Origin of the sequence: Paenibacillus sp. YYML68 (assembly GCF_027923405.1) — a bacterium.
In the GTDB taxonomy this organism is placed as follows: Bacteria; Bacillota; Bacilli; order Paenibacillales; family NBRC-103111; genus Paenibacillus_G.
On sequence record NZ_BQYI01000001.1, the window covers coordinates 1,079,115 to 1,106,111 of the forward strand.

General features: G+C 55.2%; 24 protein-coding genes. 16 read left to right on the forward strand and 8 right to left on the reverse strand.

Translation table 11 applies throughout. From position 1 onward, the window contains the following. The first annotated feature begins 30 nt into the window (after window positions 1-30). Window positions 31-186, forward strand: a complete 156-nt coding sequence (locus PAE68_RS04845) for a hypothetical protein (RefSeq protein ID WP_281884632.1) — start codon at window positions 31-33, stop codon at window positions 184-186. A 110-nt stretch (window positions 187-296) separates the two neighbouring features. Here the strand turns inward: PAE68_RS04845 and PAE68_RS04850 are convergent, their stop codons facing one another. Together PAE68_RS04850 and PAE68_RS04855 are read right to left on the reverse strand one after the other, a co-directional pair. Beyond that, a complete protein-coding gene (locus PAE68_RS04850; RefSeq protein WP_281884634.1) occupies window positions 297-1,148 on the reverse strand; it encodes a GGDEF domain-containing protein in 852 nt (283 codons plus the stop codon). Window positions 1,149-1,356: 208 nt separating this feature from the next. Continuing rightward, window positions 1,357-2,895 carry a hypothetical protein gene (locus tag PAE68_RS04855; protein WP_281884636.1) on the reverse strand — a complete coding sequence of 513 codons (1,539 nt, stop codon included), beginning with the start codon at window positions 2,893-2,895 and terminating at the stop codon, window positions 1,357-1,359. A gap of 209 nt (window positions 2,896-3,104) precedes the next feature. Here PAE68_RS04855 and PAE68_RS04860 point away from each other — a divergent pair, with 209 nt between their 5' ends. Then, window positions 3,105-4,565, forward strand: a complete 1,461-nt coding sequence (locus PAE68_RS04860) for an esterase-like activity of phytase family protein (RefSeq protein WP_281884638.1) — start codon at window positions 3,105-3,107, stop codon at window positions 4,563-4,565. Between the two features lie 22 nt (window positions 4,566-4,587). Here the strand turns inward: PAE68_RS04860 and PAE68_RS04865 are convergent, their stop codons facing one another. The 4 genes from PAE68_RS04865 to PAE68_RS04880 all read right to left on the reverse strand — a co-directional run bounded on the left by PAE68_RS04865 (window position 4,588) and on the right by PAE68_RS04880 (window position 7,861). Next, complete coding sequence (locus PAE68_RS04865; RefSeq protein WP_281884640.1) at window positions 4,588-4,719, reverse strand: hypothetical protein; 132 nt, start codon at window positions 4,717-4,719, stop codon at window positions 4,588-4,590. Window positions 4,720-4,868: 149 nt separating this feature from the next. After that, window positions 4,869-5,708 (reverse strand): ABC transporter ATP-binding protein, encoded by an 840-nt coding sequence (locus PAE68_RS04870; RefSeq protein WP_281884642.1) that lies wholly within the window; start codon window positions 5,706-5,708, stop codon window positions 4,869-4,871. 96 nt (window positions 5,709-5,804) lie between these two features. Beyond that, the gene (locus tag PAE68_RS04875) at window positions 5,805-6,854 is read right to left on the reverse strand and encodes a FecCD family ABC transporter permease (protein ID WP_281884644.1); all 1,050 of its coding nucleotides are present in this window, start codon (window positions 6,852-6,854) and stop codon (window positions 5,805-5,807) included. Next, window positions 6,851-7,861 (reverse strand): FecCD family ABC transporter permease, encoded by a 1,011-nt coding sequence (locus PAE68_RS04880; RefSeq protein ID WP_281884646.1) that lies wholly within the window; start codon window positions 7,859-7,861, stop codon window positions 6,851-6,853. The genes PAE68_RS04875 and PAE68_RS04880 overlap by 4 nt, the downstream gene beginning before the upstream one ends. 273 nt (window positions 7,862-8,134) lie before the next feature. Between PAE68_RS04880 and PAE68_RS04885 the strand changes: the two genes are divergently transcribed. The 10 genes from PAE68_RS04885 to PAE68_RS04930 all read left to right on the forward strand — a co-directional run bounded on the left by PAE68_RS04885 (window position 8,135) and on the right by PAE68_RS04930 (window position 17,551). Then, entirely contained in the window at window positions 8,135-9,136 is a 1,002-nt protein-coding gene (locus PAE68_RS04885) for an ABC transporter substrate-binding protein (RefSeq protein ID WP_281884648.1), read from the forward strand. A gap of 184 nt (window positions 9,137-9,320) precedes the next feature. Continuing rightward, window positions 9,321-9,671, forward strand: a complete 351-nt coding sequence (locus PAE68_RS04890; protein WP_309299310.1) for a hypothetical protein — start codon at window positions 9,321-9,323, stop codon at window positions 9,669-9,671. Window positions 9,672-10,072: 401 nt separating this feature from the next. Beyond that, window positions 10,073-10,357 carry a hypothetical protein gene (locus PAE68_RS04895; RefSeq protein ID WP_281884650.1) on the forward strand — a complete coding sequence of 95 codons (285 nt, stop codon included), beginning with the start codon at window positions 10,073-10,075 and terminating at the stop codon, window positions 10,355-10,357. 357 nt (window positions 10,358-10,714) lie between these two features. Then, window positions 10,715-11,800 (forward strand): GerAB/ArcD/ProY family transporter, encoded by a 1,086-nt coding sequence (locus PAE68_RS04900; protein WP_281884652.1) that lies wholly within the window; start codon window positions 10,715-10,717, stop codon window positions 11,798-11,800. Then, on the forward strand, window positions 11,800-13,248 hold the full coding sequence (locus PAE68_RS04905) for a spore germination protein (protein ID WP_281884654.1): 1,449 nt from the start codon (window positions 11,800-11,802) through the stop codon (window positions 13,246-13,248). The genes PAE68_RS04900 and PAE68_RS04905 overlap by 1 nt, the downstream gene beginning before the upstream one ends. A 9-nt stretch (window positions 13,249-13,257) precedes the next feature. After that, window positions 13,258-14,406: a Ger(x)C family spore germination protein gene (locus PAE68_RS04910; protein WP_281884656.1), complete on the forward strand. Its 1,149-nt coding sequence runs from the start codon at window positions 13,258-13,260 to the stop codon at window positions 14,404-14,406. A 102-nt stretch (window positions 14,407-14,508) separates the two neighbouring features. Continuing rightward, window positions 14,509-14,940: an RrF2 family transcriptional regulator gene (locus PAE68_RS04915; RefSeq protein WP_281884658.1), complete on the forward strand. Its 432-nt coding sequence runs from the start codon at window positions 14,509-14,511 to the stop codon at window positions 14,938-14,940. A 101-nt stretch (window positions 14,941-15,041) separates the two neighbouring features. Beyond that, on the forward strand, window positions 15,042-15,356 hold the full coding sequence (trxA, locus tag PAE68_RS04920; RefSeq protein WP_281884660.1) for a thioredoxin: 315 nt from the start codon (window positions 15,042-15,044) through the stop codon (window positions 15,354-15,356). A gap of 207 nt (window positions 15,357-15,563) precedes the next feature. After that, entirely contained in the window at window positions 15,564-16,334 is a 771-nt protein-coding gene (locus tag PAE68_RS04925; RefSeq protein ID WP_281884662.1) for a DODA-type extradiol aromatic ring-opening family dioxygenase, read from the forward strand. A 62-nt stretch (window positions 16,335-16,396) separates the two neighbouring features. Further along, on the forward strand, window positions 16,397-17,551 hold the full coding sequence (locus PAE68_RS04930; protein WP_281884664.1) for a DUF3048 domain-containing protein: 1,155 nt from the start codon (window positions 16,397-16,399) through the stop codon (window positions 17,549-17,551). Here PAE68_RS04930 and PAE68_RS04935 read toward each other — a convergent pair. Beyond that, window positions 17,536-18,939: a hypothetical protein gene (locus PAE68_RS04935; RefSeq protein WP_281884666.1), complete on the reverse strand. Its 1,404-nt coding sequence runs from the start codon at window positions 18,937-18,939 to the stop codon at window positions 17,536-17,538. The two genes, PAE68_RS04930 and PAE68_RS04935, sit on opposite strands and share 16 nt — an antisense overlap. Further along, window positions 18,923-19,492 carry a sigma-70 family RNA polymerase sigma factor gene (locus PAE68_RS04940; RefSeq protein WP_281884668.1) on the reverse strand — a complete coding sequence of 190 codons (570 nt, stop codon included), beginning with the start codon at window positions 19,490-19,492 and terminating at the stop codon, window positions 18,923-18,925. The genes PAE68_RS04935 and PAE68_RS04940 overlap by 17 nt, the downstream gene beginning before the upstream one ends. Window positions 19,493-19,796: 304 nt before the next feature. On the opposite strand from PAE68_RS04940, the gene PAE68_RS04945 reads away from it, so the two are divergent. From PAE68_RS04945 to PAE68_RS04960, 4 genes are all read left to right on the forward strand, one after another. Further along, window positions 19,797-20,954, forward strand: coding sequence for a PP2C family protein-serine/threonine phosphatase (locus PAE68_RS04945; protein WP_281884670.1), 1,158 nt, complete (start codon window positions 19,797-19,799; stop codon window positions 20,952-20,954). A gap of 42 nt (window positions 20,955-20,996) precedes the next feature. Further along, window positions 20,997-24,704: a response regulator gene (locus PAE68_RS04950; RefSeq protein WP_281884672.1), complete on the forward strand. Its 3,708-nt coding sequence runs from the start codon at window positions 20,997-20,999 to the stop codon at window positions 24,702-24,704. Window positions 24,705-24,893: 189 nt separating this feature from the next. Further along, window positions 24,894-25,760 (forward strand): CheR family methyltransferase, encoded by an 867-nt coding sequence (locus tag PAE68_RS04955; protein WP_281884674.1) that lies wholly within the window; start codon window positions 24,894-24,896, stop codon window positions 25,758-25,760. Between the two features lie 10 nt (window positions 25,761-25,770). Further along, a complete protein-coding gene (locus tag PAE68_RS04960) occupies window positions 25,771-26,976 on the forward strand; it encodes an ATP-binding protein (RefSeq protein WP_281884676.1) in 1,206 nt (401 codons plus the stop codon). The last annotated feature ends 21 nt before the right edge of the window (window positions 26,977-26,997 follow it).

Below are 26,997 nucleotides of genomic sequence, written 5' to 3' on the forward strand. Positions count from 1 at the left end.
TACGAACTAACGATAAAGGAGTCGATTACGATGAACAAGCAACAGCCAATCAGAGCCGTCGAGCAGACGAAGAAAGCATGGGTACAGCCTGAAATTAGTGAGCTGGGCGTAGAGTATACCGAATACTGGAGCTTCCAGTATGACAGCACAACAGGCTTCTGGAAGACGGTTTGGATCGATAGCTAGTATCAGGTCCTATTTGGACGCAACAAGCAGGCTCTCCTTTCCATAAGGGGAGCCTGCTTACTTCATATAGGGATTACATATATGCTCGTATCCGGATTACGTTGCAATCATTAAGGTACGCTCATCACCGTATCGCAGCTAAGCTTCATCTCCTTCTTATTCGCATACATACGGTTCTCGGCCTCGCTGAACAGCTTGGAGAAGTGCGGCTCCTTGCCGGGGCTGCTGGTAGCAGAGCCGATAGCCATATAGATGGGAATATCGTCGTCCATCGTATTGCGCATCGCTTCGCGGATGCGGCCAATGACCGATTCTGCATCTGCCTCGGTCGTACTCGGGAGCAGCAGGATGAACTCGTCTCCACCGACACGGAACAGCTCGTCGTGCTTGCGGCACTCTGCTTGAATCATTCTGGCGGCCTTCACGATCAGCTGATCACCAACCAGATGTCCTCTTACATCATTAGTCACCTTCAAATTATTAACGTCCATGACGACGATGGAGAGCGGGTACGACGATTGATCAAGACCTGACAGCTGATTCTCGAGATATGCACGGTTGTACAAGCCCGTTAACGTGTCATGATAGCTAAGGTAGGATAGACGCTGCATAAGCGTCTCCTTCTCCCGAAGTGCAACGATAAATCCGATCACGATGAGAATAAATCCGACCGTAATCGGAGCGCTCTCGAACGTAATCTTGTACCATCTAGTCATCTCAATCCTTTCAAACTGGCTGACAGCGTCGTGAAATGCGCCAATGGTGTATAGCAGCGAGCCATAGAGCAGGAAACGTTGCCTCGTACCATATACATGGATAAACAGGCCAGTGGAAAATACAAACAGAAGCCACTTCGGGATAGCATCTTCCACGTCCAGCTCCCATTGGTACAGCCCTGAGATGATGAGTAGCAGGATGCACAAAAAAGCTACTGCGCCTGTAGCTGTTAACTTCAGCTTCATAGGATACACCCCCTGTTAGGCATAAGATCCTATATCGAAATCGGTATGTGAATTTGATGTGATATAATTCTACACGATTCGCCATAATCTCTTAACAGTTAATATACCATCAGGGGTGAGCCGTATCCATATATTTTTATTAATATCTCCAAACAGCTAAACACCCGCCCCAAGCCATAGCGGCTGAAGCGGGAGAACACAATCTTCATTATTCGTGAATCAGCAGCTCATGGTCATACCACAGCACGGACGTATTGTCCGAATAGTTGGCGAGGTCATTGTTCTTGCGAATTAAGTACAGCTTCCCGTCAACCGACCTGTAGAACGGCCAATGTCCGGGATCATCGGGAATGGTTCGAATTTCGGCGGCGAGCGGATCGAGCGCTTCCACTCTTGTTAACTGAAGGCTGGTATCCACCAAGTAGAAGCCAGGCGAATAAGGCAGCGTCTCCTGCTCAAGTCTCGGCCAAGAATGATACATATAAATCAACAGCTTGCCCTCAGCGTCCAGCAAGCTCTGGATGCGTGGATTGTATGCGCCCGGCACGATCACATCGGCTCCAGTCATCAGATCGTTCACGTGACGCAGCTCGCCTTCCGCAGTCACGAGCGCCACTTGACGGCTGCCGGGAATGACCGTACTCTTTCGCATAATCATGCCGTTCGACACAAGCCAGTAGCTGCCATCTGCATTCGGAATAACACGGTCAGGCGGCTGAGGGAACTGAGGCATAGGACGAGCCTGGTCGTTCTCCAGCATATAGGAATAATGAGTGGTCATGCGTTGTCCCACGTTGTAAGCTACAACCTTGGTGATCGACAAGTAAGAACGCGATGCCCCCAGACGGAATAATTGACCCTTCAGCTCTGCGATTTGCGGGTGGCCAGCATCGTTCGGGTTCACCGTAATGTCGCTCTTCTCCAGCAGCTTCAGCTCGTTATAATACAGACCGTCCGCCCGTTCAATCAGCTCAATCTCTTCTCCGCTGTACCCCTTGAACTCTTCCTGCAACCGACCACGTAGACCATCGGCTTCCTCGGCTGAGATCCATACGGGTGCTTCCTCCATCGACTTGCTTACCTTAAGCCCGCCCTGCTCTTTATTCGTAATGAATGTCGGGGTCACGTACAGGTACTGCTCATCGTCATAAAAGATACGCTCCAGCACCTGCTGCTGCCCGCCGATAATCTCTAGTCCGTCGTTGCCCCGCCAGCGCAATGCAAGCCCAAGCTTGTCGTGCGCGTACGTCCACGTGAGCGGCATGTACGTCACCCCGTTCCAGACGAGGAACGGATACGGCTCACGTCCATTGTCTATAGAGGAGTCGTTAATCTGGATGGCGAACGCTGGAAGAGCAGCTCTGTACTTCTGCTTCGCGCTATGCGAGCCCGCCAGCTCAAGAGGATACTGCTCCTTACGCCAGTCTGCCCAGAGACCGTTTAGTTGAATGTGCTCCTTATGAATCGATAAGCCACCTTGATCGAACTTGAGCTGCAAGCCCAGCGTTCGAGTGATGCCGAAGGTCAGCGGCACGTACGTAATGTCCTTGTAGACGAAGAACGGGTACGTCAGGCGATGATTATCGACCGCTTTTCCATTGATCATCACGGAAAAGGTGGGCAGTGTCACATTGTTCTGCACGGCAGCAGCGGCGCTACTAGGTATCGCAGGCATGCAGGTGAACAGCAGGGTGATGAGAGACAGTATAATGAGAGACAGTATGATGAAGCTTCGATTCCATAGCAATGCGATCACATCCTTCTTATGGTTAATTCTTCTACGTTAGACTCCATATCCTGAAGAAGGTTGCGTATGAAGTTAATTCCACTTGGCGCAGGAGCGGTTCAACCTCATTTACAAAATCTTCTTATTCTCTTAATCTCGCTCTTACAAAATATGACTACGATAGACAAGATCAAACATATTGAGCAATCGATACTAGGGGGAGCAAGAGAATGAACAAGAAGTGGATGATGAGCGCCGCAGCGCTGCTGGCGTTGACGACAGGAACTAGCGCGGTAACCGCAGCTAATGTGCAAGGAACAACCGCAGAGACGGTGAAATATTCGAATAACGGACAAGCTGTAGCTCCTTCCGCTGCAGCTGTTAATATTGATGGCAGCCTCTACTTGCCGGTGCGCGCCTTCGGCGAAGCGACGGGCAAGTTCGTCGATTGGGACGAGTTCCGCGGTACCGTATCGCTGACAGATAAGCCCGAGCTGACGGGCAAGTACAAGCTGACGGCTCCGAATTTGGCAGAAGGGATCAAGATGGGCGTTGGCTCGTCGCTGATTCATCTGCCTGGCGACCCGGACAACGTATTCTACACGACGGCGGACCGTGGTCCGAACGGTGAAGTGACGGTGAACGGCAAGACGGTTCGTACGTTCCCGCTCGCTGAATACACCCCAACAATTTACAAGATCGAGATTAACAAGGGTGAGATCAAGATTCTCGAGCAGACGCCTCTGAAGGTTAATGGCGTGAACCCGACGACAGGCAAGGCGAACATTACAGGTCTTCCGAACATTAAGGGTCGTGACGAAGCTCCGTTCGATGCCAAGGGTGAGAAGGAATTGGCTTACGACCCATACGGTCTGGACGTTGAGGGCATCGCATATAACGCTGCAGACGATACGTTCTGGCTGTCTGACGAGTACGGACCGTCGATCGTACACGTGAAGCGCGACGGTACCATCATCGAGCGTATCGTGCCGAAGGGCTGGGCAGCGCAGGTTGCAACTCCGCTCGTACCGGCTCGCGAGACGCTGCCGGAGGCGTACAACAAGCTTCGCATGAACCGCGGCGCTGAGTCGGTAAGCATTACGCCGGATGGCAAGTACATGTTCATGGCGATGCAGAGCCCGCTGCGCAACCCGGATAAGGCGACGGACAACTCCCGCCAAATCCGCATCGTGAAGTTCGATCTGAAGACGCTGGAAGCGCAGGCAGAGTTCGTCTATGTGACAGAGAATGCGAAGTCGTTCAAGGATCTGATTCAAGCGGACATCGTTCTGTCGGATATGATCGCACTGGACGAGAATACGCTGCTGATCGACGAGCGTGACAAGTATGCGGGCGACAAGGCACAGCTGAAGCGCATCTATGCGATCGACCTGACGGATGCTACGAACGTGCTCGGCAAGTATGACACAGCTGCGAACGGCGGCAAGACATTGGAGCAGATGAGTGCGGCGGATCTGAAGGCTGCATCCATTATGCCTGTAGCGAAGCGCACGATCGTTGATTTCGTTGAGTTGAAGTTCCCGTATGAGAAGATCGAAGGCTTGACGCTTGTAGGCGACGACACGCTCGTGATCGTGAACGACAACGACTTCGGCGTAGGCAGCGACTTGGCTGAGAATGGCACCGAGCTGTGGACGGTGAAGCTGCCACAGCCGATTGTGAAGCAGTAATTGAAAAAAAAAAGCAGCCAGCCTACTTGCGGCCGCTGCCCTTGATGACGATACGACTCCAGCTGCGGTATACCGCATAACCGGCAAGCACGGCGCCGAGCACGAGTAAACCCGACAGCCAGTAAGTCGACATGTAATATGCGATTGTCTCCAAGACCATAAGCCCTCCTTCCCGGAATAAGCTAATCATAGCTTACCCGAGAGGAGGGCTTATTTAATCCGAGTCGGATGAGGCGTGTAGCGGCCGCACATCGTTATGATGTCGTTACGAGCCGAGCTAGCTAAGATCGTGCAACGGCGAATTCAGCTGAAGCGCGCTGCTGGAGCCGATTCGGGCTGCACAGCCTGCGGCTGCTTGCCCCTGCCCTTGCCGAACGGGACAACCATGGGACTACCGAATAGTGGATCCTCCATAATGCGGCAGTCGAGGTCGAATACTTGCCGAATGAGCTGCTCGTTCACGATGTGCTCGGGCTGCCCCTCCGCATACACCTTGCCGTTCTTAATTGCCACGATGTTGTGGGCATAACGGCAGGCAAGGTTAATATCGTGCAGCACCATGACGATCGTCCGCTGCTCGTATTCGTTCAGCTCATGCAGCAGATCCAGCACCTCGATCTGATGCGCGAGATCGAGATAGGTGGTCGGCTCGTCGAGCAGAATGGTCGGCGTTCCTTGGGCGAGCGTCATCGCGATCCATGCCCGCTGCCGCTGGCCACCGGACAGTGAGTCGACGGTGCGGTCGGCGAGCGCGGCCATGTTCGTCAGCTCCAGAGCGCGCCGAACCATCGTCTCGTCCTCGCGTGACCATTGCTGCAGCCAGCTCTGGTATGGATACCGCCCCTGCTTCACCAACTGCAGCACGGTCAGCCCTTCGGGTGCCGCTGGTCCCTGCGGCAGGATGGCCATTCGCCGAGCGATCTCCTTCGTCGGGAGCGATGCGATGTCGCTGCCGTCCAGTACGACCTGTCCGCTCTGCGGCTTCAGCAGCCGCGCGAGCGAGCGCAGCAGCGTCGACTTGCCGCAGCCGTTGCTGCCGATGAAGACGGTGATTTGGCCCTTGGGGAGGCTGAGGCTTAAGTCTTGGAATATGCGCGTCTCTCCATAGCTGAGGCACAGGTCGTTCGATTGCAGGGCGTACATCGTCATCGACTCCTTCGAGTTGGGTAGATTCATGGCTGGGGTATCGGCGTGATATGGACAAAGTCGAGCTTCTCACGCAACAGTGGAACGATAGCTCTACCGTCTCTGACTGCGATAGAGCAGGAACACGAACAGCGGCGCGCCGACGCTCGCTGTGAATACGCCCGCCGGTATGTCAAGCGGCGGGACGAGCATGCGCCCGGCCAGATCGGCCAGCAGCAGCAGGATAGCGCCGATCAGCGCCGACACAGGCAGCAGCGCGCCAAAGGACGGCCCGACAAGCCGTCGCGCCATATGCGGCGCCATGAGGCCAATGAAGCTGATCGCGCCGCCGAAGGCGATCGCGGCGCCGCCCAGCGCCACGCTCAGCAGCAGGAGCAGGAACCGCTGCCGCTGGACGGTGCTGCCGACGCTGCGGGCGACGTCCTCGCCCAACTCCTGGACGTTGATGTGCCGCGCATAGACGAGCAGGAGAGGCAGCAGGGCGGCGACCCAAGGGAGCAGAGGCTGTACAGCCTTTTCCCAGGAGACGCCGTATATGCTTCCGGTCATGAACGTCAACGAATGATTCGCCAGCACGGCGGGGCCGGTAATCATCATCATATAGGAGAGGGCGTTCAAGGCCGCTGTGACAGCGATGCCGATCATGACGAGGCGCAGTGGAGACGCACCCTTCTTCCAGGCGAGCATATAGATGAGCAGCGTGGCAGCGACCGCACCCGTGATCGCCCACAGCGGCAGCCAATGAATGCTTAGCTTATCGGCGAAGAAGAAGAAGAACGACACCGCGCCGAGCACCGCGCCGCCAGTAATGCCGATATTGTCAGGAGACGTCAGCGGATTGCGGATGACGCCTTGCAGAATCGCTCCTGACACCGCCAGCGAAGCGCCGATCAGCACAGCGGTCACGACACGCGGCAGACGGAGGGAGCGTATGATCAGCTCATGCGTCTCTGCCCCGTAGCCGAAGATCGAGCGAATGACGTCGAGAGGCGCAACGAAGATGCTGCCGATTCCCGTGCATAGAATCATGACAATCAAGGTGCTGGTGAAGAGCAGCAGCGTAAGGAGCAGCGCCTTCCTCGCTATCAGGAAGGAGAAGAACAAGCCGCGCAGCGTGATATAGCGGTTAGTCAAGCTGTTCATCCGAGTTGTCCCCCCTTGCGCGCGATATAGACGACGAACGGCACGCCCATCAACGCGGTCGTCACACCGACGTGCACCTCGGTCGGCATCGCGATGTAGCGAGCGCCGACGTCTGCGGCGACGAGCAGCAGCGCGCCGAGCACTGCGCAGTACGGCAGCACCCACCGGTAGTCGACCCCGACGAGAAACCGTACGATATGAGGAATGATGACGCCGATGAACAGAATCGGTCCTGCGACAGCAACAGAGCCGCCTGCAAGGAGCACAATGACGAGCGCGGCAGCCGCCTTGATCAATATCGTGCGTTGACCGAGCCCCTTGGCGACGTCGTCGCCCATCGTGAGCACATTCATATGTGGTGACAGCAGCATGGCGCCCACGAAGGCGATCGCCATGTAGGGCAGCACCGCTTCGAGCATCTCCATCGTTCGCCCAGATACGGAGCCGACGAGCCAGAACAGCACCTGATCGAATGCCTTGCCGCTGGAGAGCAGAATGCCCTGCGTGAGCGAGAAGAAGAACGCGGCGATCGCAGAGCCCGCGAGCGTAATCTTGATCGGCGTCATGCCGTCACGTCCGAACGAGCCGAGCATGTAGACGATACCAGCGCTCACCGCAGCGCCGAGGAAGGCGATCCACGTGAACGTCGTCAAGCCGGATACGTCGAAGAAGGCGACGGACAGCACGATCGCGAACGAGGCACCAGCGTTTACGCCGAACAAGCTCGGCGATGCGAGCGGATTGCGGGTAATCGCCTGCATGAGCGCCCCTGCAACAGCAAGGCTGCCTCCGACTGCAGCGGCAATGAGTGCTCGAGGCACACGTGCCGTGCGGATGATGATATGATCATTCGTTTCCGTATAGGCGGTGAATGAAGTGACAACGCGGTCCCATGAATAGTAAGCGACCCCGTATTGCACGCTGGCCAGCATTGCGAATGCCAGCAGTGCGATCGCGACGAGCAAGCCTGCCAAGCGCAGTACAGTAGGAGTGAAGTATGAAGGCATCTGTTTACGTCCTGCTTCCTGTTATAGCGTGATGTGCGACTTCGATGGTAGAGGCTACCACTAGCGAGGTCGTGACAAATAGCAGGCTTAGGCCTGCTACGTTTATCCATTGTAGGAGATGAGGTAGTAGAAGTCAATGAATTTGAGAATCATTATCAAAAAAAGGTTTGACAATCGTACACTGAGCGAGTAGGATAGGTGATGGTCATCCGAGTGATAATCATTATCACTGAGAAAGTATCGGTACATACATCAATCAGGGGGTACGGAAACATGAAATCGTGGAGCTTCAAATGGAATAGCTCAGCTGCAATGGCTCTTATTCTAATGATCGGGCTGCTGCTCAGCGCCTGCGGGGCGAAGGATAACGGTGCGACGGGGTCGAGCCCGGCTGCAGATGCGAAGAAGGAGCCAGCCGCAGCGGCCGATGCGACGCGCAAGGTGAAGCATGCGATGGGCGAGACGGACGTTCCCGCGAATCCGAAGCGTGTCGTCGTCTTGACGAACGAAGGTACGGAAGCGGTGCTGTCGCTGGGCATCAAGCCGGTCGGTGCGGTGAAGTCGTTCACTGTAAGCCAGTGGTACGATCATATTAAGGCAGACATGGAAGGCGTCGTGGAGCTCGGTCAAGAGTCGCAGCCGAACCTCGAGCAGATCGCGGCGTTGAAGCCGGACCTCATTCTCGGCAACAAGCTGCGTCAGGAGAAAATATACGAGCAGCTGAAGGCGATCGCCCCTACGGTGTTCTCCGAGACGCTGCGCGGCGAGTGGAAGAACAACTACAGTCTGTATGCAGAGGCTCTAGGCAAGAAGGAAGAGGGCGACAAGGTTATCGCGGCATTCGACAAGCGGATTGAGGACTTCAAGTCCAAGGCCGGCGACAAGCTGCAGCAGAAAGTATCGGTTGTACGCTTCATGGCGGGCAAGACAAGAATTTACTTAGCAGACACCTTCACAGGCGTCATCTTCAACCAGATCGGCATCGCGCGCCCGACAGTGAACAGCAAGAACACGTTCGCGGAGGAGATCACGAAGGAGCGTCTGCCTGAGGCCGATGGCGACATCATTCTGTACTTCACGTACGAGACAGGCGATAACAAGGCGAATCAGCAGGAGCAGGAATGGCTGAACGATCCACTGTGGAAAAACTTGAACGGCGTAAAGAGCGGCAATGTGCACAAGGTCGACGATGCGATCTGGAACACAGCCGGCGGCGTGAAGGCAGCGAATTTGCTGTTGGATGGTCTGTACAACATTTACGGTATTCAACCTTAATAGAAGGCTCGCAACCGACACGGCTGCGTGCTCGAAGCAGGCTTCATGGCGTCTCCCCGTTTGGGGAGGCGCTTTTTGCGTACAATGTACAAGCCAGGCATGCTGTCTTGCATAGTTGCGGACACAGTTATGCACAATAGGATGGGCTATCAAGACGACCCGACTACAGAGGAGGCTTATCCACATGTACATGATGAACAACAACGCGGTCACGCAGCAGGTTAACCAGGCACAGCAGATGATTCAGCAATTGATCCAGCAGACGCACATGGCTAGCCAAAACTATGAGAGAATGCTGCAGCAGCAGCAGCAAAACGCACAGCAGCTCGAAATGATCGCTCAGCGTGAGCGTCAAGCGGCGCAGGTCATCCAAACGGCGCTGCAGGGCCACCAGTCGGCGGTACATCAAATGCAGCAGCTTGCGCACATGTGCAGCCAGCTGGAGCGTACCGTTGCCCAAATGGCAACGTTCCAGATGAACATGATTGGCGCGCAGCAGCCGAATGCGTTCGTGCGCAGCGGAATGTACCAATAATTCCAGCTTACCCGTGCTCGTGTACAGAATGAAAAGACAGCCTAGGCTGTCTTTTTTTAACGGCGTGCCCAGCTAAGCACACATCTTCTAGCCGGTGCAGGTCCGGTCGCGGGAGGGGCAAAGCCCCCACGTAGCTAGGATATATGCGTATGGCGAAATCTGTGTGTAGAAGCGTATTGACAAAAGTACCTGTTAGAGACAGGGCGAGCGACATATCAGGCCGTAACATAAAGTGAATCCTGCCGCGTCGTCAAAGAGGCCTCGCAAGAGGAAAGAGAGGAAGCCGAGTCTCGCGTAATGGACGAAGGCCATGGAAGCTGTTCAGAACTTGGAACGACAGCGAAGAATTCTCCGGCATATGGGGACAAGGCTACTTCGACAACATCAATCAGGAGAAGCTCATGAAGCTGGTCGAAATGCGAATCAGTGACAGGCGTATTCTGAAATTGGTGAGGAAGTGGTTAGGTGCGGGAGTTGTGGAAGAGGGAAACGTCAGGCGCATCGTCGGATTATGGACAGGAGAAGAAGGTTTTGACTTCCTCGGTATGATGGCAAGGCTGGATTGGTACAGTCTTCAACGGTTCGCAAGATGGTATGCCAAAAAGCGCCAACGGTCTCGATGGATGAGTTCGTTACGCGAAGTGAACTCAATGTCCAAACAATATGGCCTCAAAACGCTTTTGTAATCTGCATGCACATGAATGACGAACATCGGAAAGCTGTATGGATGCCCGAGTTGGCTTTTTTTGGTATCCACCTCTAAGTGAAATATGGAACAAATAAGTGCTACGATATTGACATCATAGCCTAGTGCTGTTAGTTGCCTGAAGACACGCTTCACTTTATTATCCTTTGAAACATTCTCTAAATAATCTTCGCCTAGCTCTTGGTAAGGCTTATGACGAAGCAACAAGTGGTAGATAGTCGTCAACATTTTGTGAGCTACAGCGAGAAGAGGGTGCTGGCATTAGGATAAAACTTCTAAATAAGGGTACAGTATAAAGGCATTCGCTCGAATATTGAACGGCTACGGAGGAGCTTCGATGAACTTGGGTAAGCTGTCTATGCTTCAAATCGCTTTCGTTGTGATGCTGTCTTCGGGAATGACGAATCACGTGGTGCTGATCCCCCTGCTGCTGGATAAGGCCGGGAGGGACGCGTGGATTACGGTGATTATAGCCATGGGCTTCACCGTGTTAATGGCCCTCTTGCTGTACTATGTATCCAGAGGTATCGGCCAGCAAGGTCTGATGGATTGGGCTCTTGCTCAATACGGGAGACTCTTTACAAGGCTGCTCGCAGCAGCAGCATTGATCTATGTAATCCCGATGGGCTTGACGACGCTGAACAACACGGTGCTGTGGACGGTTGCGGCCTATCTTCCCGAAACGCCCAAAATCGCGATTGCGCTGTTGGCTATACTTTATTGCGGTCTGGCGGGATATTTTGGAATCCGCTGTATTGCGCTTTCATCCTGCATTTTTTTACCTCTCGTTGTGTTGCTAGGATACTTCGTCATGAGTGCTAACTTCCAATATAAAGATTATTGGCAGCTGATGCCAATGCTTGAATACGGCTGGGAAAGAGTGTGGGGCGCTGTGCCGACTGCGTTAAGCGGCTTCGCTGAGGTGGTTATGCTGTTATTTCTGCAGCACTATGTGAAGAACGGGACCTACAAGCTGTCATACATTCTTAGTCTCTCCCTGCTCTTGGCCGGACTGACCATAGGTCCTCTTCTCGGAAGCATTGCCATCTTCGGTCCAGAGGAGGCGGCAGCCCAGCGGTATCCGGCGTATGAGCAGTGGAGAATCGTGAAAATCGGCCGATTCATAGAGCATGTCGACTTTCTATCCATCTACCAGTGGCTGTCCGGCGCCTTTATACGGGTATCCTTGACGGTTACGATTGCACTGGATCTGCTTAGTGTATGGAACATTCGAAGAGAAGTTGCTGCCCTAATCATCAGCTCCATCTACTTCGTGTATTCGGGTCTGCTGCCCATATTCGATGTCGAGAACTATCGATGGCAGGCCTTCATTGAGAACGGGGTTAGCGCTGCCTACAGTATAGGCTTCTTGCTGCTCCTTGCCTTCATGACCATGAGACAGAGAGCGGGGAGGAATGTGTGATGGATAATCCCGCCAGTTGCCTGGAGGATATAATAAGCCGTTATCAAGACTGTGCCGATGTTGTCATCGAAACGTATTCCTGCAAGCGCAACGAGCGACCAGGTGAGATCACGCTCGTCTATTGCTCCGGCTTGTGTGATTCGGGGAGATGGGTACAGCAGCTACTGGAGGCCGTTCAGTCTGAACATGAGCTGGAGGAAAGCTATTTGCAGTTGGATCGCATTCAAGCGGGAGTAAGCCTCGGACAGCTGGACGAGGAGGTGTTCTCGGGCAAGCTGCTGGTCTATGACAGTATTAGCGGCCGACTCTACGCGCATTCCAGCTATTCACCGCCTACTCGCAATCCGGATGAGTCCAACTTCGAGGTGTCCATTCGCGGACCGAAGGATGGGTTCGTCGAGGATGTGGATACGAACGTGGCACTCGTCCGGAAGCGGTTGAAGACGGCGACGCTTCGTGTGGAGAACTACAGCATCGGCTCCCGCAGCCAAACCCGTGTTGCCTTGCTGTACGTAAGGGATATTGCGAATCGGGAGCTTATCGACAAGGTCCAGCATCGACTGAATCACATTTCGCTGGATGGCATTATCTCATCGACACAATTATCCGAGATCATATCGGATTCTTCGTATTCACTATTCCCGCTTATGGCCTTCACAGGCAGACCGGATTTTGCAGTGGAAAGTGTGCTGAATGGACGCTTCGTCCTGCTGCTGGACGGTAATCCCTCAGCAGTGATCGGACCAGCCGATCTGCTGTTCATCATGAAGACGGCTGAAGATTCCCACTTCATGTATATCGCTATTTCATTCGCCCGTTGGCTGCGGCTATGCGGATTTATGATGACGACGATCTTACCGGCGATGTACATCGCCATCGTGAGCTTTCATCCGGACCAGTTGCCGTTCCAATTCATGGCCTCGGTAACGATGAGTCGGTTAGGGCTGCCGCTGTCGGCAACGATGGAGATGCTGCTTCTGCTTTTTCTCCTCGAGTTGTTCCGCGAGGCGGGCGTACGCTTGCCGTCCTCCATCGGACAAACGTTAACCGTGGTCGGTGGACTGATTGTGGGCGATGCCTCCATCCGTGCGGGACTTGTGTCTCCCTCGATGGTTGTGGTCGGTGCGGTGACTGCGGTCTCGGGCTTCACTTTGGGCAATCAGGCGCTGCTGGGTGCTGCTACGATTATCCGGTTGGTGCTGTATTTATTTTCAGCATCGCTGGGCTTGTTCGGATTTTTCACTGGTATATTCTTACTAGTGCTGTACATGTCATGGTTGACCTCATTCGGTCTTCCTTATCTTAATCCTATTTCGAACCCGCTGTCTGGAGACTTGGTTCAGTCTCTCTTGCGTCTGCCGTGGATATCTAAGCGGAAGCGGCCGTCGGGTCTTCAGCTTCAGGATCAGGACAGACAGGCGGATAGTCAACGTAGACAGAAGGAGTGATCGAGTCTGATGCGTACGCTGCGGGCGATATTGGCCGTCCTGCTGCTTCTACTGCCTTTGACCGGCTGTTGGAGCGACAAAGAGGTGCAGGATCTGAACTACACGATTGCGATGGGCGTTGACTATGTGAAGGATGAGTATGTCGTCTATGTGCAGTTTCTTGATTTTATTACAGTAGCGAAAGTTGAAGGGGGGCAGTCTCAGAGCAGCAAGGTATGGGTCGGACATGCGAGTGACCCTGATCTGACTATGGCGATTGCGAAGCTGTATCAATCGTCGCAGCAGCGCGTCTACTGGGATCATATGGGGGCGCTTGTATTCACCGGCCGACTCATGGAGCACGGCTATAAGGAGGTGATCGATGTGGTGAATCGATATCGGGAATCAAGGTATAACATATGGGTGTATGGCACGAACGAGGAGATGGAGGGAATCTTGTCGGCTACGGCCTTCTTCGGGCTGTCTTCTGTGAATTCGATACTGATTGAGCCTACTGAAGCGTATAAGCAGTACTCCTCTATTCGTCCGATACAATGGTATGAGGTGATTCGCGACAGTCAAGAGGCGAGCACCACGACCATAATCCCTTCGCTTGCGCTTAAAGAACGGACGTGGGAGGAGAACAAGAAGCCTCAGAAGATGCTGTACATGGACGGAGCCCATGTGTACAGCAACGATACGTATCGGGGTAAGCTGACATCTGCTCAATTACAAGGAATTCAATGGCAGGAGAAGAAGATGGAACGATTTCCACTTGTCATACGGAAGGGAGGAAGGACACAGGGTGTGTTCATGCTGCAGAAGCCAGTTAAGAAGGTCATTCCATACTGGGAAGGACAGACAATCAAGTTCCGAATGGAAGTGAAGCTGGGAGCGGTTATACAGGAGGTGGGCAACGAGGCGGTGTCGATCGAAGAGCTTGAGCAATTGGCATCGGAGGAGGTACGACGCCAGCTAAGGCAAGCTTACGTACGCGGTGTCGGAAGGGGAATGGATTTGTTCAGGCTTCGCGAGATTCTATATCGCAATTACAATGGGTGGTGGAAGGAGCAAGTGCAGCAACATGGGGTGCAGTTTTTGAATGAAGCTTCACTCGATTCAATACATGTAACGGTTGACATTATTCATAAAGGTAGGTATATGGCTGATGAATCATAGCCCGATCGATCGGCTGTCGAGCACAGGGAATGATGTGCTTGACAGTCTCATCTGTAATAAATATAATAACAGTAAGCTCGAGGCGGGAGGTCGATTGAACGGATGAACAGCGAATTTACGATTGCGGTGCACAGTCTTGTACTGCTGGCCTATCGTCCTGATCATTCGGCAACGAGCGAGCTGATTGCGGGCAACGTCTCCACGCATCCGGCCCGTGTCCGCAAGGTGATGAGCGTTCTGAAGAAGTGCGGCTATGTCGCCACGAAGGAAGGCGCGGGCGGCGGCTACACGCTGTCCTGTGATCCAACTGAAGTGACACTTGGTGAGATCTATCGCGCGACGTCGATCGGCTCGATCAAGCCGGGCTGGTGCTCAGGGTCCGAGGAGGGCGACTGCATGATCGCCTGCAACATGACCGAGGTGATGGACGGCATCTTCTCGGAAGCGGAGGAGCGTATGCTGACCTTTCTTGAGCAGATGAAGATTGCGGAGGTTCTGGAGCGTGTACGCGTGGTTCAGAAGGAGCGGGTGTAGTTTGTTTTTAGTCTAACTGTCACTTTTTCTGTAACAGTTAGGGAGGCGGAGCGGTTTTATAGTTTAGGAGCCTGTTAATTCAGAATAGGAGTGAGTATATTATGGCCATTGTGAATGTGAAGGATAGCGAATTTAAGCAGACGGTAGGTCAAGGTGTTGTTCTGGTCGACTTCTGGGCGCCTTGGTGCGGTCCGTGCAAAATGATCGCTCCTGTGCTGGAGGAGCTGAGCGGCAAGCTGGGCGACTCGGTGACGATCGCTAAGGTGAACGTGGATGATAATCCCGAGACAGCTGGCGCATACGGTGTCATGAGCATTCCGACGCTGAAGCTGTTCAAGGATGGCGTCGATGTCGGCACACAGGTAGGCTTCCGTCCGGCTGCTGAGCTGGAGGCTTGGGTGAAGTCGCAGCTGTAAGCTTTGATATCTTGTAATTGTAAGCAGCCTCTGCACAAGTGCAGGGGCTATTTCCAGCTTCAGCGTCGTAAATGTATAGATAGGGCAGGAAATCGGCTGTCCGATAGGGAAGACAATAGGGCGGCCTGTATAAGAAGCCGGGGAATAGGGATGGATTGGAAGGCTAAAGCTAGAGTCAATACATTTCCCGGGAGGAGGAGACGGTGCATGCTGCCTACGATATTCGTCGCGCATGGACTGCCGACGCTGGCTATGGAGCATAGCCGGTATACGAGCATGCTGCAAACGCTCGGGGCTACGCTTCCGAGGCCCGATGCGATCGTCATCATTAGCGCGCATTGGCAGACGATACGGCCGCATGTTGGAGCGCCGATTCGGTTCCGAGCGATCCACGATTACTTCGGATATCCGGAGGAGCTGTACCGACTGGAATATGAGGCAAGCGGTGATATCGCCCTCGCTCTGCAGATTAATAAGCAGCTCGAGCTGGAAGGGATTCACGCGGAGCTTGATGATGAGCGCGGTCTCGATCATGGCGCATGGAGCGTGCTCAAGTGGATGTATCCGCGCGGTGACGTGCCGATCGTCAGCATGTCGGTCTGTCCGTCCCGCGTGCCGGAGGAGCATTATCGGATCGGCAGAGCTATTGCGGCCCTGCGTCAGCGCAATGTATTGGTTATCGGAAGCGGAGGCACGGTACATAATTTGGAGCAGCTCGCTTGGAGCGATGAGACTGTCACCAGCTGGGCGCTCACATTCGATCAGTGGCTGCAGGATCGGCTGGAGACGTGGGACATCGATCGCTTGTTCCATTACCAGGACGAGGCGCCGTGTGCGGCGGAGGCGATGCCAACTCGCGACCATCTTGCACCGCTGTTGATTGCGATGGGAGCCGCTCACGAGGGCAAGAAGGCGAAGCTGCTGCATCGCCAGTACCAGAACGGATGCTTGTCGCTCAGCTGTTGGATGTTCGGTTAGAGGGTAGTGGGCCAGTTCATTCAGTAGAGGCACGGCTATCATTTCAGGACGAGGTGATCAGAATGAAGCAAGGATGGAGGCTGTTGTGGCCACACAGAGGCGGTCGTACGAAGTTGCAGGATCGGCGAGGACGATACGTCTGGCTTGGGTGCGGGTTGGCTGTATTATTGGCGAGCTGCAATAGTGGCGGCACCGACCCCGGCAGCGGCCCGGCCCGTGAGCAGCCTGTCGAGAGCGTCTTCAAGCAGCAGCCTGCGGATGCGCAAGCGCCGAAGCCGATACAGCCTGCGTATACGGCTCCGTTGACGGGAGCCGCGATGGATGCACCGAATACGTCGCGCCCGTTCATGGTCGTCGTCAACAATGCGCCGCAGGCGAGGCCCCAGAGCGGGCTGTCACAAGCGGATATCGTGTACGAGGTGCTGGCCGAAGGCGAGATTACGCGGCTGATCGGCTTGTTCCAGAGCAGCTCATTCGAAGGACCGGTCGGTCCGGTGCGCAGCATACGGCCTTATTTTATAAGCATAGGACAAGGATATAAGGCGATTCATGTACATGCGGGTGGCAGTCCGGACGGCTACAGCTTGCTTGCCGATGAGCGTCTTGCGCATCTGGACGAAATTACGAATGCGGGGGCGTTGTTCTGGCGGGACAAGGCCCGCAAGGCGCCGCATAACCTGTATACGAGCCTTAGCCAGCTGAAGGAAGGCGCAGCTAAGCGAGGTCTAAGTCAGGAAGTGGCGGCTGATCCGGTCTATACGTTCGTACAGAAGGACAGCGATGCGCAGGAGGCGATGAGTGCTCAGCAGGTGGAGGCGACGAAGCTTGAGGTGACGTTCCTCGTGCAGTCTTATCGCGTGTCGTATACGTATGAGGATGCAACGCATCTATACAAGCGGGCGATTAATGAGCAGCCGCACGTCGACTTGAACACAGGCGAGGCGCTGTCCGCGGCGAACGTCGTCGTCCTCGGTACGAAGCATCGCGTGCTGGATCGTGAAGGGCGGCGAGACGTCACGCTGATCGGCTCTGGTCCAGCCGTACTGTTCCAGCGGGGGAAGGCAAGAACGGTGGAGTGGAGCCGTCAGCACGAGGACGACCCTGTCCGCTTGTACGAACAGGGTCGCGAGGCTGCGCTTCAGCCGGGACAGACTCACGTGCTGATCGTTCCGGATCAGCCGAGCTTCGACTCACATCTGTCTTATGGTGTGAAGTAGTCTGCTAAGCTAGACTTCCACGCTTCAATATATGGATCAGTCGCCCAGTGAAGCATAATGATCTGCTCGCCTGGCTGCAGCTGAATGGTGAGCAGAGGGTTCGGCAGCATGACGCTCTGGAGCGGGTATATGACGAGACTGCTCGCCGTTCGAACGAGCGCGATGTCTTGATTCGGCGAGGTGAAGGCGTCAAGCGCTGCAGGCTGTGTGCTCCGAATATGACTCCACGGGACAGCCAGCTCGTCGTGGGCTACGATCGATTCCGGCAGCGTGAGCTCAAGCTCCTGCAGCTTGTAGCCTGCTGCGCGGCCGCTTGTTGTGCCCAGCTCGTCGTATTGAGCGAGCTGGGCGACCCACTTTCCCTGCTTGCGGGAGACAGTCCAGCTGTCGCCCCATGCAGGCGTCTCCACTCCTGGAGCTGGCTTACCGACTGTCGTCCGACCCGTGGTCTTCATAAGGTCCGTCTTCGATGTGCTTGCCTCTTGCAGCTGCTTCAAGACGGTATTGTAGTCGTCCCCGAGCGCTTCGCCGAGCTTGACGTGCGGCTCGCGAGTCGGGTCGAGCGAGGCTGAGCTTGCCCGAGAGCTGCTGCTCAGCTGTGGCAGCTCCTTCACCATTACGTACCGCTGCCCGGACGAGACGTCCTTCGAGCGCGCACGGGAAGGTGCGGTCTGCTGCTCCAGTGCGATATAGCGGTTGCCGACGAACAGCAGCTTCTCGCGCACGCCGCTTCCCGCTCCTGCGCCGCCTGAAGCTTCAGTCTCGCCTATTCGTGCGAACGGCTTCAAGCTCTCGGCTGCTGATTCGGCGCCGGCGCGCTTGTTCTTGGCTAGCGTCGCCTCGAAGCGAACCGTCTGCGGCGGCGCGTTGTCGGCAGCACCGGCGGCGCGGCTCTCCACTGCGAGCAGCCGCCAGAAGTCGAGCTTATACGGCATCACGATGCCGCTGCCCTCTGCGATACGCGTCAGACGGTTGTGCTCCGGCGCGATGAGCAGGGTGCGGTATGTGCTGCGCTCGCCCTCAGGCGAGACGGTGTCCGTGCGCAGTCCGACCAGCAGGGCGGAGCGGATCGTCGATTCATAATCGGTTGCTGGCGCGGAGGCTGCAGCTTGCCCGTACGGAGCAGGGCTGCTCGCCTCAGGGCCGGAAGTAGCGAAAGGTAAGCCAGGCAACGGCAAGAGGCCCAGCTTCAGCACGAGGAGTGCCGCCATCGCGACTGCTGCTCCAGAGACAGCCACACGCCAATAGGTACGCTTGTGCACCTGTCCAGTCGGCTCAGCTTCATCCAGCGACGTCATAATTCGCTTATGTAACGCCTCCGAGTAGCCGTCTTGGCCCCAAGGAGCTTGTGCTAGTTGTTCTTTCAGTTCTTTATCCATCGGATCCACGTAGACGACTCTCCTTCAGCTTCCCCATTTTATTACGCGCGTGATAGAGTCTTGACTTGACAGTTCCTTCGCTAACCTGCAGCACATCGGCGATCTCCTTCATCGACAATTGATGGTGAGCGAACAATATTAGCACCTCCCGATACTTGACAGGAAGAGACAGCACCAGCTCCCACATCTCATTCATCGCCGTTCGGTCGATGTACTCCGCCTCAGCAGAAGCGGTCGCCTGCTCCTCGCGTGCCTTGAACGGATCGACCAGCGTAACCTTGCGCAGGAACGCCGACTTGCGATAGTCCAGCGTCATATTGCGCGTAATGGCGAGCAGCCACGTCTTGATCGAGGACTCCGAACGGAACGTATACAGATTGCGATACACCTTGATGAACACTTCCTGCGTAATATCGTCGGCCTGGTCCCACTTGCGCGTTATGCTGTAGGCATAATTCCATACATCTTTGCCATATGCTGTCATCAGCTCGTCTAAGATCGTCTTCTTGTCCGTGCTGTCGCTTAAATATTTCAAATAATCGAATTTCATATCCGATTCCAATACGGACACCTCTAATCTATGGACGATCATAAGGAAATGAAAGTTCATTAGGGAATTAGTGGAGAATACTCCAAATTCATAATAATTGTTTCTCCTATCAGTTTACTTCCATCTCCCTGTGAAATAAAGAGGCAATTTGTGCGTTAAATCGTCAACATTCTGCATTGCGTCTGATTCAATGCGCCTTCGGAACGGTTACATAAGAGAAGAAAGTTGTTATAATGAGGACGGCGTGGAACAAGAAGGCAGCCTGAAGAGCGCCTTGTGCCCGATGGCAGCCGAACGTGTAAGGAGCGGCGGAAGTATGCATATTGCAATTGTAGATGATAATCCGGTCAACGTCATCGTCATTGAGAAAATATTAAAGAGCGCCGGCTATCAATCGTTCTGGAAGGTGTCCTCCGGCGTCGAGCTGCTCGAGCGGCTGACCGAGCAAGCGGATGCGGGCAAGGTGCCGGTCGATCTCATTCTACTGGATATGATGATGCCGGTTATCGACGGCATTGAAGCTTGCCGCCGTATTCAGCTCGATGAACGGCTGAGGGACATTCCTATTATCATCGTGACAGCGATCGGGGATTCGAATAAGCTGGCCGAGGCGCTGGAGGCTGGGGCGATCGATTACGTGATGAAGCCGGTCAATAAGGTCGAGCTGATCGCACGCATTCGAGTGGCGCTGAGGCTGAAGTACGAGAAGGACTGGCATAAGGAGAATGAGGCGAAAATTCGCAGCGAGCTGGAGCTGGCTAGACAAGTGCAAAGCAGCGTGCTCAGTCCTCCGCTAAGGAAGGAGCGCCTTGAAATCGGGGCGGCGTATTATCCTTCCTTCGAGCTGGCGGGAGATTTCTACGCCTGGTACCGGATTGACGAGCATCGTCACGGTATCATTATATTGGATATGATGGGTCACGGCATATCCTCGTCACTCGTATGCATGTTCATGTCCTCGGTGATGCAGGACACGATCACCCGGTACGTGTCGCCGGAGCTCGTCATTGCAGAGCTGAACCGATATATGAATCAGCTTAACCAGAAGAGCACGACGGTGAGCTATTATTTCACCGCGATCTATCTGCTTATCGATACGCAGCGCCAGACGATCGAGTACGTCAATGCCGGGCATCCGCCTGGATTTATGCTGCAGCAGGGGCAGCCTCCGCTTCAGCTCGATCAAGGGAGCTGTGCGGTCGGTTTTTTTGACCAGATGGATATTGTGAAGAGCACCTACGCGTACGCAAGTCCGCTACGCATCGTGCTGTATACGGACGGACTGCTGGAGGCGCTCCCGATCCCTGCTGCATACCCGGAGTCGGCGGCGGAGTCGGAGCTGCTGCTGGAGCGTATTGTGGCACGATCCACGGAGAAGGATGATCCGGAGAAGCTGCTGCAGGCCGTGCTGCCGCAAGAGGCGCTCGAATCGCGCAAGGATGATATATGTCTAGTCATGATTACAGCATCTTAGCGACTTGGCTGTGGTGTGCCCTAAGAGGCTTGAAGGAAGAGGATGGGACGATCGACGATGAAGATGAAGGCGAAGCTATGGACAGGATTCGGGATATTGCTGGCGCTGCTGCTGGTGCTGGGCGGTATGAGCGTCACGAGGCTGATGATGTCGGATATGACGCTGCGGGATGTCTATGATAACCGCTACAAGAAGCTGAAGCATACGTCTTCGCTGCGCACGGAATCGTATGAGCTGACACGCATGGTGTCCAATACGTTGCTCAGCGGGGAGACGGAGAACATCGGTCCCGTGCTGGGGCAGATTGAGAATTTGACCCAATCGGTGGAGAAGAAGCTGCGCCAAGCGTCAGCTCTCTATACGGGTGAGGAGGAGTCGGATTCGGCCGCTGTCATGCTGGAGAGCGGAACCGCTTACTTGCTATATATACGGCAGGTGAAGCAGCATCTGGAGCAGGGGGAGCTGGAGGCAGCGATTGAGCTTCGCGCGAGCATCGGCAATCGGCTGCAGGACAGCTTCCATACCCAGCTGACCGAGGTCAGTCTGTTACAAGATCGTGAGATGGATGCTGCAGTGGATAAGTCGATTGAGGATAACCGAAGCACGTTGACAGGAACGGCTGTTCTTATCAGTCTGGGGCTGCTCCTCGGCGGCGCGGTCGTCTACTGGATTATGGTGGGCATGTCTCGCGGGATCGGCATATTAACCTCCATTGCCACCCACTACTCCTCCAAGCGGGAAGGTCGCCCGAAGCTGCCGCAGACGCTGTCGCAGGATGAGTTCGGGCAAGTGGCGAGACTGTTCAACAAGCTGGCGGAGGATCTGGAGCGGACGGCCGACAATGCGCTTGCGCTGAATAAGACGAATGCGAATACGTTATGGCTGCAGTCGAACGTCAGGGACATCTATGCCCAGCTTCAAGAAAGCAAGAGCGTCGAGGAGCTGGCCGAGGACTTCATCTCCGCAGCTGCAACCATCGTTGGCGCCTCCAGCGGGGCATTCTATGTGGTGCAGCGTCGAGGTGTCATTGAAGGCAAGCTCACATTGGCAGGGGCCTATGCACTCTCCGATGCTAGGGCCGCGCGCGAGCTGCAGCTGGGTCAAGGGCTGCCGGGCCAAGCTGCCAAGGATGGCAAGAAGATCCGAATGGAGACGTCGGCGGGTGAGTATGGTGAAATTGTGTCCGCCCTCGGCGGACTTGGAGCGTCGCACATCTCGGTGTATCCGGTCGCTTACGACGGCGAAGTATTAGCGGTGTTCGAGCTCGTCGCCTTGCGGCCGTACACGGAGCTGGAGCTTCAGCTGATGGACCAGCTGACTGAGGTCGTCGGAATTATGCTGCACATCTTGCAGGATCGACTTCATGTGGCGAAGATGCTGCGCATTCATCAGTCGCTGACAGAGGAGCTGCAGAGTCAGTCTGAGGAGCTGCTGTCGCAGCAGGATGAGCTCAAGGCGTCCAATGAGCGGCTCGAGGAGCAGACGAAGGCGCTGCGCACCTCGGAGGAGCAGCTTGTCCGTCAGCAGGAGGAGCTGGAGCATAGCAATTCGCAGCTGATGCATAAGACGGCGGAGGTCGAAGAGCAGATGCGCGAGACGGAGGAAGTGAACCGGCAGCTGGAGCTGGCGAAGGAGGCGCTCGAGAAGCATGCGCTTGAGCTCACGCTCGCATCGAAGTACAAGACGGAGTTTCTCGCCAACATGTCGCACGAGCTGCGCACGCCGCTGAACAGTATGTTGATTCTGTCCCAGCTGCTGAAGGAGAATAAGGAAGGACGGCTGTCAGACAAGCAGGTCGAATATGCACATACGATCTACTCATCGGGCTGTGACCTGCTGAAGCTGATCGATGACGTGCTGGACCTCGCCAAGGTGGAAGCAGGCCGTATGGACCTGCAGCATGAGACAGTCGTGCTACAGGAGCTGGTTGCGCAGCTGGAGAATGCATTCACGCCTATTGCGCGCTCGAAGGGGCTTCGGTTCGTGGCGAGAGTGGAGGAACACCTCCCGCATACGATAGAGACCGATGAGCTGCGATTGCAGCAAGTGCTGAAGAACTTATTGTCGAACGCCTTCAAATTCACAAGCAGTGGCAGTGTGAGCTTGTCGCTGCGACTTATCGAGCAGCTGCCTGAACAGACGTCTATGCTTGCAATTGATGTAACGGACACCGGTATCGGTATTCCGGCTGATAAGCAGCAGCTGATCTTCGAGGCGTTCCAGCAGGCGGACGGCACGACGAGCCGACATTATGGCGGCACAGGTCTTGGCCTGTCGATCAGCCGGGAGCTCGCGTCCTTGCTCGGCGGTACGATCGAGCTGGAGAGTGAAGTGGGCTACGGTAGCCGCTTCACGCTCATCGTGCCTCTGAAGCGTGACACCGCAATGGAGGAGCGCGAGGCTTCGACCGGTGCTGGCAATGCCTCCGAGGCGTTGCGGCAATCGGCTGCGGCTAGAGAAGGGATGCATCCGACCAGTCGTCCGGCGTCTCTGCTTGGCGTACATTCCAGTGTTCCGTCTGGCATGGGCAGCAGTCCAGATGCGATCGAGGACGACCGGGAAGCGATCGCCCCAGGCGACCGGGTGCTGCTCATCATTGAGGATGATGCGTACTTCGCCTCTATTCTGCTCGATATGGCGAGGAGCAAGGGGTTCAAGGGCATCGTCGCGCTACAGGGCGATACAGGTCTGCAGCTGGCGAAGCAGTCCGTGCCTGATGCCATTCTACTGGATATTCAGTTGCCGGTGATGGACGGCTGGTCGGTGCTGACGCAGCTGAAGAACGACCCGGACACGCGGCATATACCTGTGCACGTCATCTCTGTGGTCGATGAGGTGCAGCACGGTCTTGCGCTGGGCGCCATCGCTTGGCTGCGCAAGCCAGCGAGCAAGGAGCGTCTCGAGGATGCGTTCGCCCATGTGCTCTCGTTCCTGGATAAGTCGCTTCGCAGCCTGCTCATTCTTCACCCGAACAGAGAGTATCCGACCGGATTGGTCGAGATGATCGCACACGACGACGTCGCCATTACGGCGGTATCTGATTCCGCAGAGGCGATCCAGATGCTGCGTCAGCAGGTGTACGATTGTATGGTCATTGACTATGGCAAGGGCGGGCTGCCGCTATACGAGCTGCTTGATCACATTAAGGCAGATGAGGCGCTGCGTTCAATTCCGATCATCGTCTATACCGGCGAGGAGCTGGATAAGAAGGAGCAGCTGCGCTTGCGTAAATACGCTGAGTCGATCATTATCAAGGACGTGCGAACGCCTGAGCGGCTGCTCGATGAGTCGGCGCTGTTCCTCCACCGGATTGCAGGGCAGCTGCCGGAGGAGAAGAGAACGATTTTGCGCAGACTCCACAGCATAGAATCGATATATACAGGTAAGAAGGTGCTGCTGGTCGATGACGATATTCGCAACGTCTTCGCGCTGTCGAGTGTGCTGGAGGGGCTTGGTATGCAAGTGGTGTTCGCGGAAACCGGTAAGCAGGCGCTCGCCCAGCTGGAGCGTGAGCCGGACTTCAGTCTGGTGTTGATGGACATTATGATGCCGGAGATGGACGGCTATGACGCTATGCGTGCTATTCGCGCTGATCATCGATTCGAGCGATTGCCGATCATCGCCCTGACGGCCAAAGCGATGCGCGAGGATCGGGAGAAGTGTCTGAATGCTGGTGCATCCGATTACATTACCAAGCCGATTCATACGGAGCAGCTGCTGTCCTTAATGCGGGTATGGCTGTCGCAGTAGTGCGGCATCTGTTATTTCACACAATCGGAATCTGTTATTTAAGAGGGGGCCCCTATGCCGCAAGATGCGGCAATTCGGGGTAGGAAGCATCGAGGAAGGCCCTCAATTTGGCTGCGCCAAATTCGAGGCTTGCCATAACAGATCCGAGATGACTCGGAACCTGTTATTTAAGAGGGGGAAACAACTAGAATGAGCGGCTGGAAATACGGGGATGAAGTGCCGCAGAGGTCTAAGGAGGAAGAAGAGCGGGAGCGCATCGAGATCAGCTTGCTGCTGGAGGGGGTGTACCAGCTGTATGGGCACGATTTCCGCCATTATGCGTTTCCTTCGATACGCAGACGTATTTGGCATCGTGTACATGCAGAGAGACTGTCTACGGTGTCGGGTCTGCTCGAGCGGGTCATGCACGACCGAAGCTGCTTGGAGCGACTATTGAACGATCTGGTCATCCATGTTACCGAGATGTTCCGTGATCCGACGCTGTTCGCCGCCTTTCGTGAGAAGATCGTGCCGAGGCTGAAGGAGCTGCCGGTCATTCGCATCTGGCATGCAGGCTGTGCGACTGGCGAGGAAGTATACTCCATGGCGATATTGCTGTACGAGGAAGGACTATATAACAGAACCCGCTTGTATGCGACGGACATTAATGAAGATGTGCTGCACATCGCAGAGCGCGGTTCTTACCCGCTGAAGAAGATACAGGAATATACGAAGAACTATATGCTGTCCGGCGGCAAGGATACGTTCTCGAGCTACTATACGGCCGTGGAGGATCGAGCGATTTTTCACCCATTTTTGAAGGAAAAGATGGTGTTCGCCCAGCATAATCTCGTCACGGACCGCTCCTTCAATGAGTTTCACGTCATCTTATGCCGCAATGTGTTGATTTATTTCGATGCGTATTTGCAAAATCAGGTGCATGACCTGTTCTACGAGAGTCTGGGAGACCCAGGGATTCTAGTGCTTGGGCAGAAGGAATCAATTGCGTTCACGAAGCGTTCAGACCACTATACGGTGCTGGACGGCCAGGAAAAGATGTATGGCAAAGTAAAGTGAGGTGACCGGAGTGGACGAGGCGATCCGGATATTGCTGGTCGATGATCAGCCGGAAAATCTGCTTACGCTTGAGGCGGTGCTGGAGGACCAGCATTATGAGCTGGTGAAGGCAAGCTCTGGCGAGGAGGCGCTGCGGTGTCTGCTTCTGCAGGACTTTGCCGTAATTGTACTGGACGTACAGATGCCGGGTATGGACGGCTTCGAGACCGCACAATGGATCAAGTCCAGAGATAAGACCAAGACCATTCCGATTCTATTCGTGACCGCTGCCCCTGAGAAGCAGGATCAGTCGTTCACCGCCTATTCGGTAGGCGCGATCGATTATATCGTGAAGCCGTTCGTGCCGCGCATCCTGAAGTCGAAGATCGAAGGGTTCGTCGGTCTGTATATGGCGCAGAAGAAGCTGCAGCAGCAGACGGTGCTGCTTAACGAACGGACGCGTGAGCTGGAGCGCGCCAAGGAGGCGGCCGAGCAGGCGGCACTCGTCAGGAGCCAGTTTCTGGCGATGATGAGCCATGAGATTCGTACGCCGTTGAACGGAGTGATCGCGATGGCGGACTTGCTCAGCGAGACCGAGCTCAGCACCGAGCAGCAGGAGTATACAGATACGATCCGTCGCAGCGGGGCTGCGCTTCTCTCCATTATTAATGATATTCTGGACTTGACCAAGATTGAATCCGGGAAGATGGAGCTGAAGGAGCAGCCGCTCGATCTGCATAGCTGCCTGCACGAGACGCTCGAGATGTTCCGCGCCGAGTGCAGGTCCAAGTCGCTAGAGCTGACGCACGAGTTCGATCCATTGCTGCCATCCTACGTGACCGGCGATGAATCTCGCCTTCGTCAGGTGCTGATCAATCTGATCGGCAATGCGGTCAAGTTCACGGAGACGGGCGGCGTGCATCTGTCGGTGTATACGCTGGAGCAGCATGGCGAGGTGCGGGTGCTCGAGTTCGCAGTCAAGGATACGGGGATTGGGATCAAGCCGGAGAAGGAGCCCTTGCTGTTCCAGCCGTTCATGCAGGCGGATTCATCCTTGACGCGCAGCTATGGGGGGACTGGACTCGGACTTGCGATATGCAAAAATCTCGTTCAACTCATGGGTGGCACGATCGCTTACGTTCCGAAGCAGCCTCCGGGAGCGGAGTTTCGGTTTACGATTACGTTGAAGGTGCTGGAAGCGTCAGAAGACTTCGGTCTGGAGCTCGGTGGGTCTTGACAGAACAGGTGATGGGAGCTA